Below are 13461 nucleotides of genomic sequence, written 5' to 3'. Positions count from 1 at the left end.
GTTACGTTTGAACACCTGACTGAACAGGCTGCGGGCAGTCGCGAATCGCGACAGGGGAATTGCGGTGCATGGGTCTCTTCGGCTGGCTGCGAGGCAACTCCGGGAATGGCGATCGGCGGGCGTGGCGTGACGAGTGGGCGCGGGCGGTCGCCTCTCTCGACGCCGGCGCGCTCGCGCCGCTGGCGGCGGCGCTCCGCCGTCAGCCGCCAATCGCAGAGGACGTCGAGATGGAAGAGGAGATGCTCGACGGGCTGCGCCAGCTGCTCGACGTCGAGCGCGACCTGAGCGCCGCGCGCCTGCCCATCGTCGACACCACACACCGCGTCGTCGGCGCCGATCGCTGTCACTTCAGCGCGCCGGTCTCATTGCCCGACGATCCGGCGCAGCCCACGGGGCGGCTGCTGCTGACGTCGGCGCGGGCGGTGTTCGCCGGCGGGGCGCGGACGCCGGCGCTGCCCTGGCACGGCGTGCGGGAGGTCGTGCAGACCGGGCGCGACGTGATCATCGTCACGTCGCGCGGCGACGGCGACGGCCAGCGGTTCCGCTGCAACTCGTACGCGGAGGCGCTCTGCGGCGCGGCGATCGCGCGCTTCCTCGTACGGCAGGCGCGAGGGGCACGGCTATAATCCGCTGATGTCCGTCCGGCTCGGTCTCGAACGTCTGCTCGAGGGCCCCGATCGCACGCTGATCGAGGGCCGGCGCATCGGCCTCGTCTGCAATCCCGCGTCGGTGGATCGCGCGCTGGTGCACGCGGCGGATCGTCTGGTCTCCGGCGGCTGCACGCTGACGGCGCTCTTCGGGCCGCAGCACGGCATCCGCTCCGACCTGCAGGAGAACATGATCGAGACGCCGCACGCGCGGGACGTGAAGCGGCGGATCCCGGTGCACTCGCTCTACAGCGAGACCCGCGAGCCCACCGCCGCCATGCTCGCCGACGTGGACGTGCTGGTGATCGATCTGCAGGACGTGGGCACGCGGATCTACACCTACATCTACACGATGGCGAACTGCCTGCGCGCGGCGAGGACGCACGGGGTCCGTGTGGTCGTGTGCGACCGGCCGAACCCGATCGACGGCGAGACCATCGAAGGGGCGACGCTCGATCCCGCCTACGTGTCGTTCGTCGGACAGTTCCCTGTTCCGATGCGCCACGGCCTCACCATCGGCGAGGCGGCGCGCCTGTTCAACCAGCACTTCGCGCTGAACGCGGCGCTGGACGTCGTCCCGATGGAGGGCTGGCGGCGCTCGATGTACTTCGACGAGACCGGCGTGCCCTGGGTGCTGCCCTCGCCGAACATCCCGACCCTCGAGACGGCGGTCGTCTACCCGGGAGCGGTCCTGCTCGAGGGAACGCTGCTGTCGGAGGGGCGCGGCACGAACCGCCCGTTCGAGTTCGCCGGCGCGCCGTGGATCGACGGCGAGCGGTTCGCGGCGGCGATGAACGCGCGCGGCATCCCCGGGGCTCGCTTCCGCGCCGTGTTCTTCGAGCCGACGCATCACAAGCACGCGCAGACGTTGTGCGGCGGCTGCCAGATCCACGTGACGGACCGCGCCGCCTTTGCGCCGATGCGGACGGCCGTCGAGATGCTCGACGAGTTCAAGCGCGAGGCGCCGGCGGAACAGTTGTGGCGGGACCCGCCCTACGAATACGAGTACGTGAAGCCGCCGATCGACATCCTCTACGGATCCGACCGGCTGCGGCGCGGCATCGATGCCGGCGAGACGCCGGCGTCGATCATGGAAGAGTGGGACCGCGACGAAGACGCGTTCCGCACGCTGCGCGAGCCGTTTCTGCTCTACCGCTGAACCGGGGACCGCGGCCGGTCACCGGGTCTGTTTGGCGGCGCGCAGCGCCACCCTGATCTGCTCCGCGTGTTTATGGGCGTGCGGTCCGTAGATGCGCAGCCACGTATCCAGCCCGAAGCGTCCCACCTCGCTGTGCGTGCCTTCGCGCAGCCAGTCCGACTCCGTCAGGCATCCCATCAGCTCGGCCGTCGAGGCGCGGGCGGCGCGGAACAGCTCGAGCGACGCTTCGTGCGGCCGCTCGTAATGCAGCCGATCGGCGAACCGGTCCTGGTCGTAGCCCTTGATCGACGGGCGGTCTTCGGCGACGAGCAGCCGGAACCGGACCGCCGCGGTCATCTCGCTGTCGGCGAGGTGATGCACGATCTGCCGCGCCGTCCACTTCCCCGGCCCCGGCGCGGCATCGAGCTGCTCCGGCGTCGCCTTGACCAGCGCCTCCGCCACCACCCGATAGCCGTCCTTGTATTGCGCGATGAGCTGCTGCCGTTCGTCCGGTTGCATGAAACCTCCGCCACTCTGCTATCCGCGGGTCTTGGCGATGCCGGGCGCCTGTTCCTCCTGCGCCGTTTCCGGCACGAGGTGGAACGCCACGAGGTGATCGCGCAGCTGTGCGAACGCGTCCTCGGGGGTGTCCACCCACTTCAGCAGGTTCAGGTCCGCCGGGCCGATTGCGCCCCAGTCTTCCATCGGCGCCAAATCGAGAATCTCCTCCCAGTACTCGCGTCCGTAGAGGAAGACGCCGAGCTGCTTCGACAGCTTCTGGGTCTGCGCCAGCGTCAGGATCTCGAACATTTCATCCAGCGTGCCAAACCCGCCCGGAAAGATGATCAGCGCCTTGGCAAGATAGGCGAACCAGAACTTCCGCATGAAGAAGTAATGGAACTCGAAATGCAGCCCGGGCGTGATGTAGCGGTTCGCCCCCTGCTCGAAAGGCAGGCGAATGTTGAACCCGATGCTCTTGCCGCCGGCTTCGTGCGCGCCGCGGTTCGCCGCTTCCATGATGCCCGGGCCGCCGCCCGAGGTCACGACGAAGCGGTGGCGGGGTGACTCGAGCGACAGACTCCACTTCGACAGCTTGTGGGCCACCTCGCGCGCGTCCTCGTAGTAGCGGGACCATTCAACCGCCTTGCGGGTGCGCTTCAGCAGCGCCATCTGTTCGGCGGTCCGCCGGACGGTGCGCTGTGCGGAGCGCTTCTGCAGGCGGTCGAGCGCACGCGTCGCATAGAGGCGGCTGTGGATGCGCGCCGACCCGAAGAACACGACCGTGTCCTGAACGTTCTGCTCTTTGAGGCGGCGGAGCGGTTCGAGGTATTCGGCAAGGATGCGCAGCGGCCGCGCGTCATCACTCTCGAGGAACTCGCGGTTCAGATACGCGAGCGGCTGGTCCTGCATATGCAAAAAACTGTATCATTTGCATATGCGCATACGCTGGAGTCTCTTCGCGATTGCGGCCATTCTGTTCGCCGGCAGCTTTGCCGATGCGATGCAGGCGCAGTCGCCGCGCCCGTCGAACCCGAACGGCTGGACTCTCCCTCCCGACGCCGACAAGGAGAAGAACCCGCTCGCCGGCGACGCGAAGGCGGTGGAGTCCGGCAAGGCACTCTTCAAGAAGAACTGCGAGCGGTGCCACGGTCCCGGCGGCAAGGGAGACGGTCCCGACGCGGATCCGGATCACATGCAGGACATGGATCTGACGACGGCCCGGCGCGCCGCGCGCAATCCCGACGGCACCGTGTTCTACAAGGTGTGGAACGGGCGCAAGTCGCCGAAGATGCCGGCGTTCAAGGACGAGCTCACGAAGGACCAGGTCTGGCAGATCGTCGCGTATGCGCAGACGCTGCGCGGCGCTCAGTAGCTCACATGATCTTCGGCAGCCACTCCCCGATGATGTAGCCGACGGCGGCGACGCCGAAGCCGACGGCGAACATGTCCCGGCCGCTCACCCACACGCCGCGGCCGGTGAACAGGCTGCGCGCGGCGCCGATCCCGAAATGCGCCGCCATGCTGATCGCGAGCGACACCCAGACCGCGGGGGCGTGATCCATCACCAGGAACGGCAGAATCGGGATGAACGCGCCGACGGCGGTGGCGGTGCCGGTGACGATGCCGTCCTTGAGCGGCGCGAGCTCGGCGGGATGGATGTTCAGTTCCTCGCGGACCTGCGTCTCCAGCGCGCGCGCCGGATCCATCATGATCGTCTTCGCCATCTCGCGCGCGTTCCCGGGCGGAATGCCTTTCGCCTCGTAGATCAGCGCCAGCTCCTCTTCCTCGAGATCCGGCATCAGCCGCATCTCCTGACGCTCCATCTCGATCTGGTGCGTCTGCACTTCGGCCTCGCTCTTGGCCGCGAGATAGCCGCTCGAGCCCATCGACAGCGCGTCGGCGATCGCTCCCGCGACGCCGGTGACGATGACGACGTGCCCGCCGAGATCGGCGCCGACCACGCCGGCGACGAGTCCGAAGTTGGCCGTGAGTCCGTCGTTGAAGCCGTAGACGATGCTGCGGAGCAGGCCGCCGGCGCCGCCGACGTGCCACGGCTCCCCTTCGCGCCCCATCACTTCCGACAGCTCGCGCGCGTGCACGGCCGACTCGGCGGCGATGTCCAGCGCCGCCTTGTGCGTGGTGGCGTGTGACGAGGCGCGGGCCAGCCCCAGATAGGCCTGGACTTCACGCCCTTCTTCCGCGAGGACGAGCGGCAGCACCGCGCCGGGCCCGAGCATGCGCGCGATCCACGCCAGCCACCGCGTGCGGCGCCCGACGGCGTACGGCGGCAGCGGACGGCCTGCTTCGCGGAACAGCTCCTCCCAGCGCGCGGTGTGCCGATCCTCCACGCCGGCGAGGCGGCTGAACAGATCGCGGCGCTCGGTATGCGTCTCGACGCGGGCGAGCTCGCGATAGAGCCACGCCGCGTCCTTCTCGTCCGCGTAGTGCTCGTCCCAGGTCGCGTCCGCCGTCGGCTTCCCGGCGTGCTCGGTCGCCATCACGCCTCAGTGTACTGCGGTAGCATGGCCGACGCATGCCCCGTTCAGCCGAACCATCCCCGGAGTTCGACTATTCGCTGCTCATCAACGCCGCGCCGACCCGGGTGCTCGCCGCGTTCTTCGATCCGCACGCCCTCTCGATCTGGTGGCAGGCGGTCCGCTCGGTGACCGCGCCGCGCCCGATCGGCGTGTACGCGATCGAATGGGCGCCGACCGCGGAGGCCGATGACGTGCTCGGACGGCTCGGCGGCATCTTCCACGGGCGCGTGATGGAGTACATGCCGGGGCGCGAACTCTTCGTCGCCGACGCGTGGTGGCTGCCGCCCGACGGTGAACCGATCGGTCCGATGGCGCTGGAGGTGAGCTGCCGCATGTCCGGTCCGGCGTGCCGGCTGCAGGTGAAGCAGACGGGATTCGAGGAAACGCCGCGGTGGCGCCGCTACTACGCCGTCATCGCCAGCGGATGGCGATCGTCGCTGGCCGCGCTGAAGGACTACGCGGAGCACGGCTCGTGAACGACGCGGCGCGGCTGCTCAAGGTCCTGACGCTGCGCGACGTCGTCCTGATGAACGTCGTCGCGGTGATCAGCGTGAGGTGGATCGCGCGCGGCGCGCGCGCCGGCCCGCCCTCGCTGACGCTCTGGATCCTGGCGTGGATTGCCTTCTTCGTCCCGCTCGCGCTCGCGGTGGCGGCCCTGGCCCGCCGGTATCCGGAGCAGGGCGGCGTCTACACCTGGGTCCGCCGCGCGTTCGGATCGGGGCACGGGTTCCTCTGCGGCTGGTGCCTGTGGGTGAACAATCTCTTCTACTTCCCGTCGCTGCTGCTGTTCGGCGCGGCCAACTTCGCCGCGATCGGGGGGGAGCGCTGGCAGGGGATGGGCGCGGCGCGCTGGTATTCGGTTGTCTTCGTGCTGGCCGGCATCTGGATCGCGGCCGGCATCAACATCGTCGGGCTGCGCTGGGGCAAGTGGCTGCAGAACGCCGGCAGCCTCGGCGTCTGGGTGCCCGCGGGGCTGCTGATCGGCTGCGGCGCGCTGGCGCTGGCGCGGTTCGGATCGGCGACGCCATTCCAGGCGGGCGCCCTGGTGCCGCGCGGCGACGTCCTCGAGACCGTCGCGCTGTGGTCGGCAATGTGCTTCGCCTTCTCCGGGTTCGAGATCACCTCGCTGATCGGACAGGAGATCGAGAAGCCGGAGCGGACGATCCCGCGCGGCATCTTCATCGCCGGCGCGGTGACGACGGTGGTCTACATCGTGGGATCCGCGTCGGTCCTGGTGGCGGTGCCGGTCTCGTCACTGAAAGAGCTGAGCGGGATCACCGACGCGGTGCAGCTCGTCGCCGGCCGGGTCGGCGTGACCGGGCTCGGCGTCCTGACCGGCGCTCTGCTCACGTTGGGCGCCCTGGCGGGAACGGCATCGTGGACGGCCGGCGCGGCACGCGTTCCGTTCGCCGCCGGCGTGGATTCGGTGATGCCGCGGGCGTTCGCGCGCCTGCACCCGCGATACCGGACGCCGCACGTGGCGTTGATCGTCCAGTCGCTGGCCGCTTCCGCGATCTTCCTCGGCAGCGTGTTCTTCACGGTGGCGGGGCGCTCGACGTCGATCCAGGAGGCCTACGACATCCTGGTGAATCTCACGATCCTGATCTACTTCGTGCCGTACCTGTATCTCTTCGCCGCGCAGATGCGGCTGCTTCCGGAGACCTCGCGCTGGCCTCCAGTCGTGGGTTTCGCGGCAACGGCGGTGTCGGTGGGACTCACGTTCGTGCCGCCGCCGGGCGCGAACGCGCTCACCTACGAGGTGAACCTGATCGCGCAGGCCGCGGCGATGCTCGGCCTGGGTGTCGGTCTGTACTCGTACAGCCGCAGGTCGTCCGCTTGACGCCGGAGGTCACGAGGACAGCTGCTGGACGTTCAGGAAGTTGGCGTCCTGCCGCGTCAGGTCGGGCGTGATGTTGATGAAGACGACGACCGCCCGCGGACCAAGGTGGCCCGAGAGGCGGATGGGGCCTTCCAACGCGCGCAGATCCTGCAGGTCCGAGACCATCGCCTGCACCCCCCAGTAGAGATTCAGCCGGCGGGCGATCTCCCCCGACGGCGTGACGGCGAGGATCGCGGCTGGCGGCCGCAGGGAGGAGAGCAGCTGGGCGGTCTTGCCGAACCGCGTCACCGCGACGATCGCCTCCGCCTGTCCGGTGGACGCGAGCGTCACGGCCGCTTCGCACATCGCGCGGCCGTGGCGGGTCTTGAACGTGTCGAACCCGTCAGTCGGCCCCGTCGTGTCGCGCCCTTCGAGCAGCACATCCGCGCTGAGCAGCGCCGCCGGCGTCGCCACGGTCTCGGCGTCGGCGATGATCGCGGCCAGCGTCTGAACCGACCGGACGGGGAACTCACCCGAGGCGGTCTCGCCCGACAACATGATCGCGTCGACGCCCTGATCGACCGCCGTCGCGGCGTCGCTGACCTCGGCGCGCGTCGGCCGCGGCTCGGTGCGCATCGACTCGAGCACCTGCGTCGCGAGGATGACGGGGCGCCCGAGCGTGCGCGACCGCGCCACGATCGCCTTCTGGATCCGCGGAATCTGCTCGAGCGGACATTCGAGCCCGAGGTCGCCGCGCGCGACCATGACGCCGTCCGCCGCGGTGAGGATCGCGTCGAGGTGCTCGAGCGCCTGCGGCCGCTCGATCTTGGCGATGATCGGCACGTCCTGCTTCGCCTGCCGCACGATCGCGCGGGCCTTCTGCACGTCGCCGGCGGCCTGGACGAAGCTCAGCGCCACCAGGTCGACCCCCAGATCGAGGCCGAATCTCAGATCCGTTTCGTCTTTGGGCGTCACCGCGCAGGGCGGAAGCTGCACGCCCGGCGCGTTGATCCCTTTCTTCTCGGCGAGCGTGCCGCCGTTCACCACCGTCGTGATCAGCTCGCCGCTGCCCCTGCTCTCGACGCGCAATTCGATCTTGCCGTCGTCCAGGAGCAGGCGATCGCCGGCCCTGGCGGAGTCGATCAGTTCGGCATATCGCGTGAAGATCCGCTCGCGGCTGCCTTCCCCGTCGCCGGCGGCGAGCCGCACTTCGTCGCCGTCCTTCAGCTCCACCGGCGCTCCGCCGGCGAGCCGTCCGGTGCGGATCTTCGGGCCGCTCAGGTCCTGGAGGATCGCCACGTCCCGCCCGGCGCGGCGTGCGGCGGCGCGGACCGCGTGGAAGGTCGCGGCGTGTGATTCGTGGGTGCCGTGCGAGAAGTTCAGCCGGAAGACATCGACGCCGGCGGCCACCAGCGCGTCCAGCGTTCCGGGCTGGCTGCTCGCCGGCCCGAGCGTCGCCACGATCTTCGTGCGCCGGTGTATCGGGCAACGAGCCGTCGTCATAACGAGGGATCGACCAGCGCCTTGGGAATCCGCATCGCTTCCGCGTCGGCGAGCGCCTCGTTGAGTTGCAGCAGTCCGTAGCGGCGCGCGCCGATCTTCCGGAACGGCAGATGGGGATGACGCTCGAGGATCGACAACGCGCGCAGGAAGTGGCGCGCCTCGCTGCCCCAGCAGCCGCGGATCTCGAGATGCTTGCGGTTGATCTGGTGGTGCGCGTTGACGGACGCCGGCCCGACGTCGGTGTAATGCCCGGCAATCACGTAGCGGCCGCCGGCACGCGCCAGATCGAGCCCCTCGGGCACCGCCGCCGCGGCGCCGGCCGCTTCGAGCACGACGTCGGCCCCTTCGCCGTGCGTCGCGTTCAGCACGATCTGGCGCCGCTCGTCCGCGGAGGTGCGCGCCAGGTCGAGCACGACGTCCGCGCCCATCTCTCTCGCCAGCGCGAGGCGATCCGCGGGGGCGCCGATCGCAATCACGGTTCCTGCGCCAGCGATTCGCGACAGCGCGATGGCGCTGAGGCCCACGGCGCCCACGCCCTGCACGACCACGGCATCGGCGAGCCGGATCTCCGCGCGTTCGACGATGTGGACCGCGGTGAGCAGCCCGCAGCCGCCGCCGATGTAATCGTCGAGGGCGACGCCGTCCGGCAGCCGCGCAAGCGCGACGCCCGGCTCCAGATAGATCGCTTCGGCCCAGCCGCCGAACAGCCCCTCGTCGGCCGAGTCGGTGATGCCGTACACGCGGCGCGCCGCGCAGCGCGTCGGCGTGCGGTGCACCGTACACGCGCGGCAGCGGCCGCAGGTACGGTGCACGTCGAAGAACACGGCGCGGTCTCCCTCGCGCAGATCGGATCCGTCGATGCCTGTCAGCGTCCCTCGCGCGGCGTCGATCGTTCCGGCGGAGACGTGCCCGGGAATGATCGGATACGGGACGCCCGACAGCCGGCCGTGCCACAAGTGCACGTCGGTGCCGCAGACCTCGGATCGCAGCGTGCGCAGCAGCGCCGCGCCGGGCGGTAGATCGGGCCGGGGGAACTCGCGCACCTCGATCGGCGCGCGCGGTGCCGTCATCACGGCGGCACGAATGGGAGCGCTCACGCGGTTTACGTTATCCTTGAACGGATGCTGATACAAACCGCATCCGCGCTGTGGCTCGTCGCCGCGCTCGCCGCGCCGGACGCCGCGCCGCAGACGTACCGCGCGGCGAAAGCGCGGCGTCATTTCATCAGCGTCTCGTACGAGACGCAGTACGTGCAGCCGTACGGGTTCGCGAAACATCCGCTGGAGGAGCTGCTCGGCCGGAAGGTCAGCGAAGTTCATCTCGAAGCGTTTCAGTACCGGACCGAAGACGGGCAGACGCTGGTGAACGTGATCGAGTACGGGAAGCGCGCCGCCGCGGTCGGCGCGACCGTCTACCCCTTCGGGTCGAGCGTCGGCCCGACGCTGGCGATCCGCGGCAGCATCGAGAGCCTGCCGCCGATCCGCGTCAGCTTCAGCGGCCCCGCGCCGATGCCCGGCTACGTCCTGACCGGCGGCCGCGCCAGCGATCTCGGGGCCGGCATCGACGTCAGCGACCGCGCCCCCGGGTGGGGTGTGGGCGCGCATGCGTTCGTCCTCGGCGGCATCGGCCGGGTCCACACCGACCAGCTCGACGGACGGCGCTACTTCCTCGAGGGGGGCGGCGGCATCACGTCCGGTCCGCTCGGCGTCGACATCGCGTTCAAGTACGCCATGAACCGCTTCACGACGCCGATCACGCACAGCGTACACATGATCCCGATCAGCGTCCGCGGGACGCTCACCTTCTGATGACCGCCGACGTTGCCGCCTGGCTCGCGCGCGCGGTGGCGGACGCGAGGGCGCGTGACCTGCCGCAACTCGAGCCGCTGCTGACATCCCTGGCGGCGTCGCTGCAGACGCTGCGAGACGCGGACGCGGAGTTCGGACATCCCGCGCTCGAGGTTGTGCCCTCCGAGTCCGGGGAGCCGGCCGACGATGCATAGCCTGCGAGACGTGAGCGTCCGGCTCGAACGCCGCGAGGCGGCCTCCGCGGATCTCACCCGCGCGTGTCTCGAGCGCATCGCGGCCGGCAACGAATCGCTGCGCGCCTTCATCACCGTCATGACCGAACAGGCGATGGCGGACGCGGCGCGCGCCGACGCCGAGATCGCAGCCGGCCGGTATCGCGGCGCGCTCCACGGCGTGCCGATCTCGGTGAAGGACCTGGTGGACGTCGCCGGCACGCCGACGACGTCGGGGTCGAACGTCCCGCCGCGACAGGCGACGCACGACGCGCCGCTGGTCGCCAATCTCCGCCGCGCCGGCGCGGTCATCGTCGGCAAGACCAACCTGCACGAGTTCGCCTTCGGCACCACCAGCGACGAGACGGCGTTCGGCGCGGTGCGCAATCCCTTCGACCTGTCGCGCTCGGCCGGCGGGTCGAGCGGCGGCGCGGCGGTCGCGCTCGTCGAGGGGATGTGCTACGGCTCGGTCGGAACCGACACTGGCGGGTCGATCCGCATCCCTGCCGCCGCGTGCGGCGTGATCGGATTAAAACCCACCAGCGGGGAGATTTCCGCCGAAGCGGTCGTTCCCCTGAGCGTGTCGCTGGATCACGTCGGTCCGCTGGCGTCGGACGTCGCCGGCGCGGCGCTGCTCTATTACGCCATGCTCGACGGCGACGCGCGCCACGACCGGGTGCCCGCCGCCGCCCCGGGGCCGCTCTGGCTGGGGGTTCCGGAACCGTACTTCCTGGACAAGCTGGACGACGAGATGGCGCGGCTGTTCGCGGAGGCGCGGCAGACGCTGACCTCGGCGGGGCATTCGGTTGCCTCGGCGTCAGTCGCGCACGCCGAACGCACCGCGGCAGTCTACCTGCACATCGTCCTCCCCGAGGCGAGCTGGTACCACGCGCCGCTGATCGAGCGGCACGCCGGGGGCTACGCGCCAGGTGTGCGGCTGCGCCTGGAGATGGGCCGTTACGTGCTGGCGGAAGACTACTTGCGGGCGATGCACGCGCGCACCGTGCTCAGGAAGGCGGTCGACAAGGCGCTCGAAGGGCTGGACGCGCTCCTGCTGCCGGCGCTCGCGATTGGCGCCCCGCCGATCGGCGCGTCAACGGTGACGATCCGCGGCGCCGTGGAGCCGGTGCGCGCGATCATGCTGCGGCTGACGCAGCTGTTCAACATCACCGGCCATCCCGCGATCGCGATCCCGTGCGGCCGCGGCTCGGACGGCCTGCCGCGCGCGCTGCAGCTGGTGGGCCACCGCGGCGGGACCGATCGGCTGCTGGCCGTCGCCGCCGCCGTGGAGCATCAGATAATTGGCGGGGCGGGATCCGTCGGCGGCGGCGCCGGATGAATGTCCGGGCTGGTCTCGTCGGGCGGCTTCCCTGTCGGAACCGGGTGGTTCACGACCTCGCCGGGTTTATGCACCAGGTCGGGCGGCTGCGGAGTGTCGGGTTTGGGCGGCTGTTCGATCATGCGGATATTGACGTGCAAAAAAGATGACTATCAAACACATCACGGTTCAGCAGGCTCATCAGCAGCAGAGCGCGGGGGCGAAGTACCTCGACGTGCGGTCCATCCCCGAGTTCGAGCAGGGGCATCCGGAAGGGGCGTTCAACGTGCCGCTGATGCACGCCGATCCCGCCACGCGGCAGATGCGGCCCAACCCGGAATTCCTCGCGGTGGTGCGCGCCAACTTCCCGCCGGATACGCGCCTGGTCATCGGCTGCCAGATGGGGGGCCGGTCGGCGAAGGCAGCCGAGATCCTCGCAAGCGCCGGCTACCATGAGGTCGCGAACGTGCTTGGCGGCTACGGCGGCGCGCCGCAATTCGGCCATCCCGGCTGGGTCCAGGCGGGCCTGCCGGTCGAGACCACCGCGGGGGACGAGCGCGAGTACTCCGCGCTGCAGGCCAAGGCTGCCGGGGCCCGCTGAGGCGTGATCGCCCGCGCGTTCCACCGTTGGGAGCGGCGGCTCGCGGCCATCGCGACCGATCGCGTCGCCCGTCCGTTCGAGTGGGGCGTCGACTGGCTGTTCGACCAGGCGCTGCCGCCGGGCGATCCGCGCCGCGCCCTGCAGGCGTGGGGTGAGGCCACGGTCTCGCGCAGCGACGATTTCTACGCCGTGCAGCCGGCGGCGGACTACGCCGTGCGCGGCGGCGTGCTCACGTTCTCCAGCGCGCTGCGGACGCCGCATCCCGAGAACGATCTCGTGCACGCGCGCTTCTTCCCCGAGCGGTCGGCGCGCGGACGGAAGCGCGCGGTGCTCGTCCTCCCGCAGTGGAACTCGGACGCCGAAGGGCACGTCGGCCTCTGCCGGCTGTTGAACCGCTTCGGGATCTCGGCGCTGCGGCTCAGCATGCCGTATCACGACGCGCGCATGCCGCCCGAGCTCACCCGCGCCGACTACATCGTCAGCGCCAACGTCGGGCGTACCGCGCAGGTGTGCCGGCAGGCCGTGCTCGACGCGCGGCGCGCGATCGCATGGCTGCACGCGGAGGGCTACACCTCGATCGGGATCCTCGGCACCAGCCTCGGATCGTGCCTGTCGATGCTGACGGCGGCGCACGAGCCGCTGATCAAGGCGGCGGCGCTGAACCACATCTCACCCTACTTCGCCGACGTGGTGTGGGAGGGACTGTCGACGATGCACGTGCGCGAGACGCTGGAAGGCAACGTCACGCTCGACGAACTGCGGCGCATGTGGCTGCCGATCAGTCCGCTGCCCTACCTGGAACGCGTCCGCGATCGGCGGCTGCTGCTGGTCTACGCGCTCTACGATCTGACGTTCCCGGTGGCGCTGTCGCGCAGCCTGGTCGCGGCGTTCACCGAGCGCGGGATCGCGCACCAGCTGCTGGTGCTGCCGTGCGGCCACTACAGCACGGGCGTCACGCCGTTCAAGTGGATGGACGGCCTGGCGCTCAGCCGGTTTCTGAATCGCGCGCTCTAGGCAGCGCGGCGCGAGCGAGCGTGTTGGGGAGTCTGAGGGGCGGAGCCCCTCAGAGATATTTGATGATGCCCTGGAGGGCGTCGTAGAGGACGTCGGCCAGCGCCTTGACCAGCGGCGAGACGTTCCCGTCCGCCGTCGCCGCCTGCACACCGGTGGCAACCTTCACAGGGTCGGTAATGACGAGCCACAGCGACGCGGCCGCCAGTACCGCGGCGAGCACACCCACCACGCCGAGCAGGCTCAAACTGAACCGGGCGGAGGTCATAGCGGAACGGGCCCAGTGTACAACCGGGCCGGTTCATCCGCCAGTTTGACGGAGGAGCCCGGCGGTCTGTTCCTGGTCCGATCGCTACTTACGGTTTC

16 protein-coding genes are annotated in these 13461 nt (G+C 70.0%); 10 read left to right on the top strand and 6 right to left on the bottom strand.

The window, feature by feature from the left end; translation table 11 throughout:
* The first annotated feature begins 68 nt into the window (after positions 1 to 68).
* Entirely contained in the window at positions 69 to 626 is a 558-nt protein-coding gene (locus VFK57_19780; GenBank protein ID HET7697964.1) for a hypothetical protein, read from the top strand.
* Positions 627 to 633: 7 nt separating this feature from the next.
* On the top strand, positions 634 to 1806 hold the full coding sequence (locus tag VFK57_19775) for a DUF1343 domain-containing protein (GenBank protein ID HET7697963.1): 1173 nt from the start codon (positions 634 to 636) through the stop codon (positions 1804 to 1806).
* An 18-nt stretch (positions 1807 to 1824) separates the two neighbouring features.
* On the opposite strand, the gene VFK57_19770 is transcribed toward VFK57_19775, so the two are convergent.
* Both VFK57_19770 and VFK57_19765 read right to left on the bottom strand, forming a co-directional pair.
* Positions 1825 to 2304, bottom strand: coding sequence for a DinB family protein (locus VFK57_19770; GenBank protein HET7697962.1), 480 nt, complete (start codon positions 2302 to 2304; stop codon positions 1825 to 1827).
* Positions 2305 to 2322: 18 nt separating this feature from the next.
* The gene (locus tag VFK57_19765; GenBank protein ID HET7697961.1) at positions 2323 to 3195 is read right to left on the bottom strand and encodes an LOG family protein; all 873 of its coding nucleotides are present in this window, start codon (positions 3193 to 3195) and stop codon (positions 2323 to 2325) included.
* A 25-nt stretch (positions 3196 to 3220) separates the two neighbouring features.
* Between VFK57_19765 and VFK57_19760 the strand changes: the two genes are divergently transcribed.
* On the top strand, positions 3221 to 3658 hold the full coding sequence (locus VFK57_19760) for a c-type cytochrome (GenBank protein HET7697960.1): 438 nt from the start codon (positions 3221 to 3223) through the stop codon (positions 3656 to 3658).
* A gap of 1 nt (position 3659) precedes the next feature.
* Here VFK57_19760 and VFK57_19755 read toward each other — a convergent pair whose 3' ends face one another.
* Positions 3660 to 4784 carry a VIT1/CCC1 transporter family protein gene (locus VFK57_19755; protein HET7697959.1) on the bottom strand — a complete coding sequence of 375 codons (1125 nt, stop codon included), beginning with the start codon at positions 4782 to 4784 and terminating at the stop codon, positions 3660 to 3662.
* Positions 4785 to 4819: 35 nt separating this feature from the next.
* On the opposite strand from VFK57_19755, the gene VFK57_19750 reads away from it, so the two are divergent.
* Both VFK57_19750 and VFK57_19745 read left to right on the top strand, forming a co-directional pair.
* On the top strand, positions 4820 to 5299 hold the full coding sequence (locus VFK57_19750) for an SRPBCC domain-containing protein (protein ID HET7697958.1): 480 nt from the start codon (positions 4820 to 4822) through the stop codon (positions 5297 to 5299).
* Complete coding sequence (locus VFK57_19745) at positions 5296 to 6663, top strand: APC family permease (protein ID HET7697957.1); 1368 nt, start codon at positions 5296 to 5298, stop codon at positions 6661 to 6663. Before VFK57_19750 ends, VFK57_19745 begins: the two co-directional genes overlap by 4 nt.
* Before the next feature lie 9 nt (positions 6664 to 6672).
* Here VFK57_19745 and pyk read toward each other — a convergent pair whose 3' ends face one another.
* Positions 6673 to 8145: a pyruvate kinase gene (gene pyk / locus VFK57_19740; protein HET7697956.1), complete on the bottom strand. Its 1473-nt coding sequence runs from the start codon at positions 8143 to 8145 to the stop codon at positions 6673 to 6675.
* Complete coding sequence (locus VFK57_19735; protein ID HET7697955.1) at positions 8142 to 9242, bottom strand: zinc-binding dehydrogenase; 1101 nt, start codon at positions 9240 to 9242, stop codon at positions 8142 to 8144. The genes pyk and VFK57_19735 overlap by 4 nt, the downstream gene beginning before the upstream one ends.
* 24 nt (positions 9243 to 9266) lie before the next feature.
* Here VFK57_19735 and VFK57_19730 point away from each other — a divergent pair, with 24 nt between their 5' ends.
* From VFK57_19730 to VFK57_19710, 5 genes are all read left to right on the top strand, one after another.
* Complete coding sequence (locus tag VFK57_19730) at positions 9267 to 9953, top strand: hypothetical protein (GenBank protein ID HET7697954.1); 687 nt, start codon at positions 9267 to 9269, stop codon at positions 9951 to 9953.
* Entirely contained in the window at positions 9953 to 10147 is a 195-nt protein-coding gene (locus VFK57_19725; GenBank protein HET7697953.1) for a hypothetical protein, read from the top strand. The genes VFK57_19730 and VFK57_19725 overlap by 1 nt, the downstream gene beginning before the upstream one ends.
* Entirely contained in the window at positions 10140 to 11504 is a 1365-nt protein-coding gene (locus VFK57_19720) for an amidase (GenBank protein ID HET7697952.1), read from the top strand. Before VFK57_19725 ends, VFK57_19720 begins: the two co-directional genes overlap by 8 nt.
* Before the next feature lie 145 nt (positions 11505 to 11649).
* Complete coding sequence (locus tag VFK57_19715) at positions 11650 to 12084, top strand: rhodanese-like domain-containing protein (protein HET7697951.1); 435 nt, start codon at positions 11650 to 11652, stop codon at positions 12082 to 12084.
* A 3-nt stretch (positions 12085 to 12087) separates the two neighbouring features.
* Positions 12088 to 13098: a hypothetical protein gene (locus tag VFK57_19710; GenBank protein ID HET7697950.1), complete on the top strand. Its 1011-nt coding sequence runs from the start codon at positions 12088 to 12090 to the stop codon at positions 13096 to 13098.
* 49 nt (positions 13099 to 13147) lie between these two features.
* Here the strand turns inward: VFK57_19710 and VFK57_19705 are convergent, their stop codons facing one another.
* Entirely contained in the window at positions 13148 to 13363 is a 216-nt protein-coding gene (locus VFK57_19705; protein HET7697949.1) for a hypothetical protein, read from the bottom strand.
* Between the last annotated feature and the right edge of the window lie 98 nt (positions 13364 to 13461).

This window comes from Vicinamibacterales bacterium (assembly GCA_035699745.1).
Classification (GTDB): Bacteria; Acidobacteriota; Vicinamibacteria; order Vicinamibacterales; family 2-12-FULL-66-21; genus JAICSD01.
Note: the sequence above shows the minus strand (reverse complement) of the source record. Positions and strands in the feature narration are given on the sequence as shown.

Bases quoted from the DNA above. Each gene is read 5' to 3' on its own strand.
- VFK57_19780 (HET7697964.1), top strand. From the start codon at position 69: ATGGGTCTCTTCGGCTGGCTGCGAGGCAACTCCGGGAATGGCGATCGG.
- VFK57_19725 (HET7697953.1), top strand. From the start codon at position 9,953: ATGACCGCCGACGTTGCCGCCTGGCTCGCGCGCGCGGTGGCGGACGCG.
- VFK57_19770 (HET7697962.1), bottom strand. From the start codon at position 2,304: ATGCAACCGGACGAACGGCAGCAGCTCATCGCGCAATACAAGGACGGC.
- pyk (HET7697956.1), bottom strand. From the start codon at position 8,145: ATGACGACGGCTCGTTGCCCGATACACCGGCGCACGAAGATCGTGGCG.
- VFK57_19720 (HET7697952.1), top strand. From the start codon at position 10,140: ATGCATAGCCTGCGAGACGTGAGCGTCCGGCTCGAACGCCGCGAGGCG.
- VFK57_19715 (HET7697951.1), top strand. From the start codon at position 11,650: ATGACTATCAAACACATCACGGTTCAGCAGGCTCATCAGCAGCAGAGC.
- VFK57_19765 (HET7697961.1), bottom strand. From the start codon at position 3,195: ATGCAGGACCAGCCGCTCGCGTATCTGAACCGCGAGTTCCTCGAGAGT.
- VFK57_19755 (HET7697959.1), bottom strand. From the start codon at position 4,784: ATGGCGACCGAGCACGCCGGGAAGCCGACGGCGGACGCGACCTGGGAC.
- VFK57_19760 (HET7697960.1), top strand. From the start codon at position 3,221: ATGCGCATACGCTGGAGTCTCTTCGCGATTGCGGCCATTCTGTTCGCC.
- VFK57_19775 (HET7697963.1), top strand. From the start codon at position 634: ATGTCCGTCCGGCTCGGTCTCGAACGTCTGCTCGAGGGCCCCGATCGC.
- VFK57_19730 (HET7697954.1), top strand. From the start codon at position 9,267: ATGCTGATACAAACCGCATCCGCGCTGTGGCTCGTCGCCGCGCTCGCC.
- VFK57_19750 (HET7697958.1), top strand. From the start codon at position 4,820: ATGCCCCGTTCAGCCGAACCATCCCCGGAGTTCGACTATTCGCTGCTC.
- VFK57_19705 (HET7697949.1), bottom strand. From the start codon at position 13,363: ATGACCTCCGCCCGGTTCAGTTTGAGCCTGCTCGGCGTGGTGGGTGTG.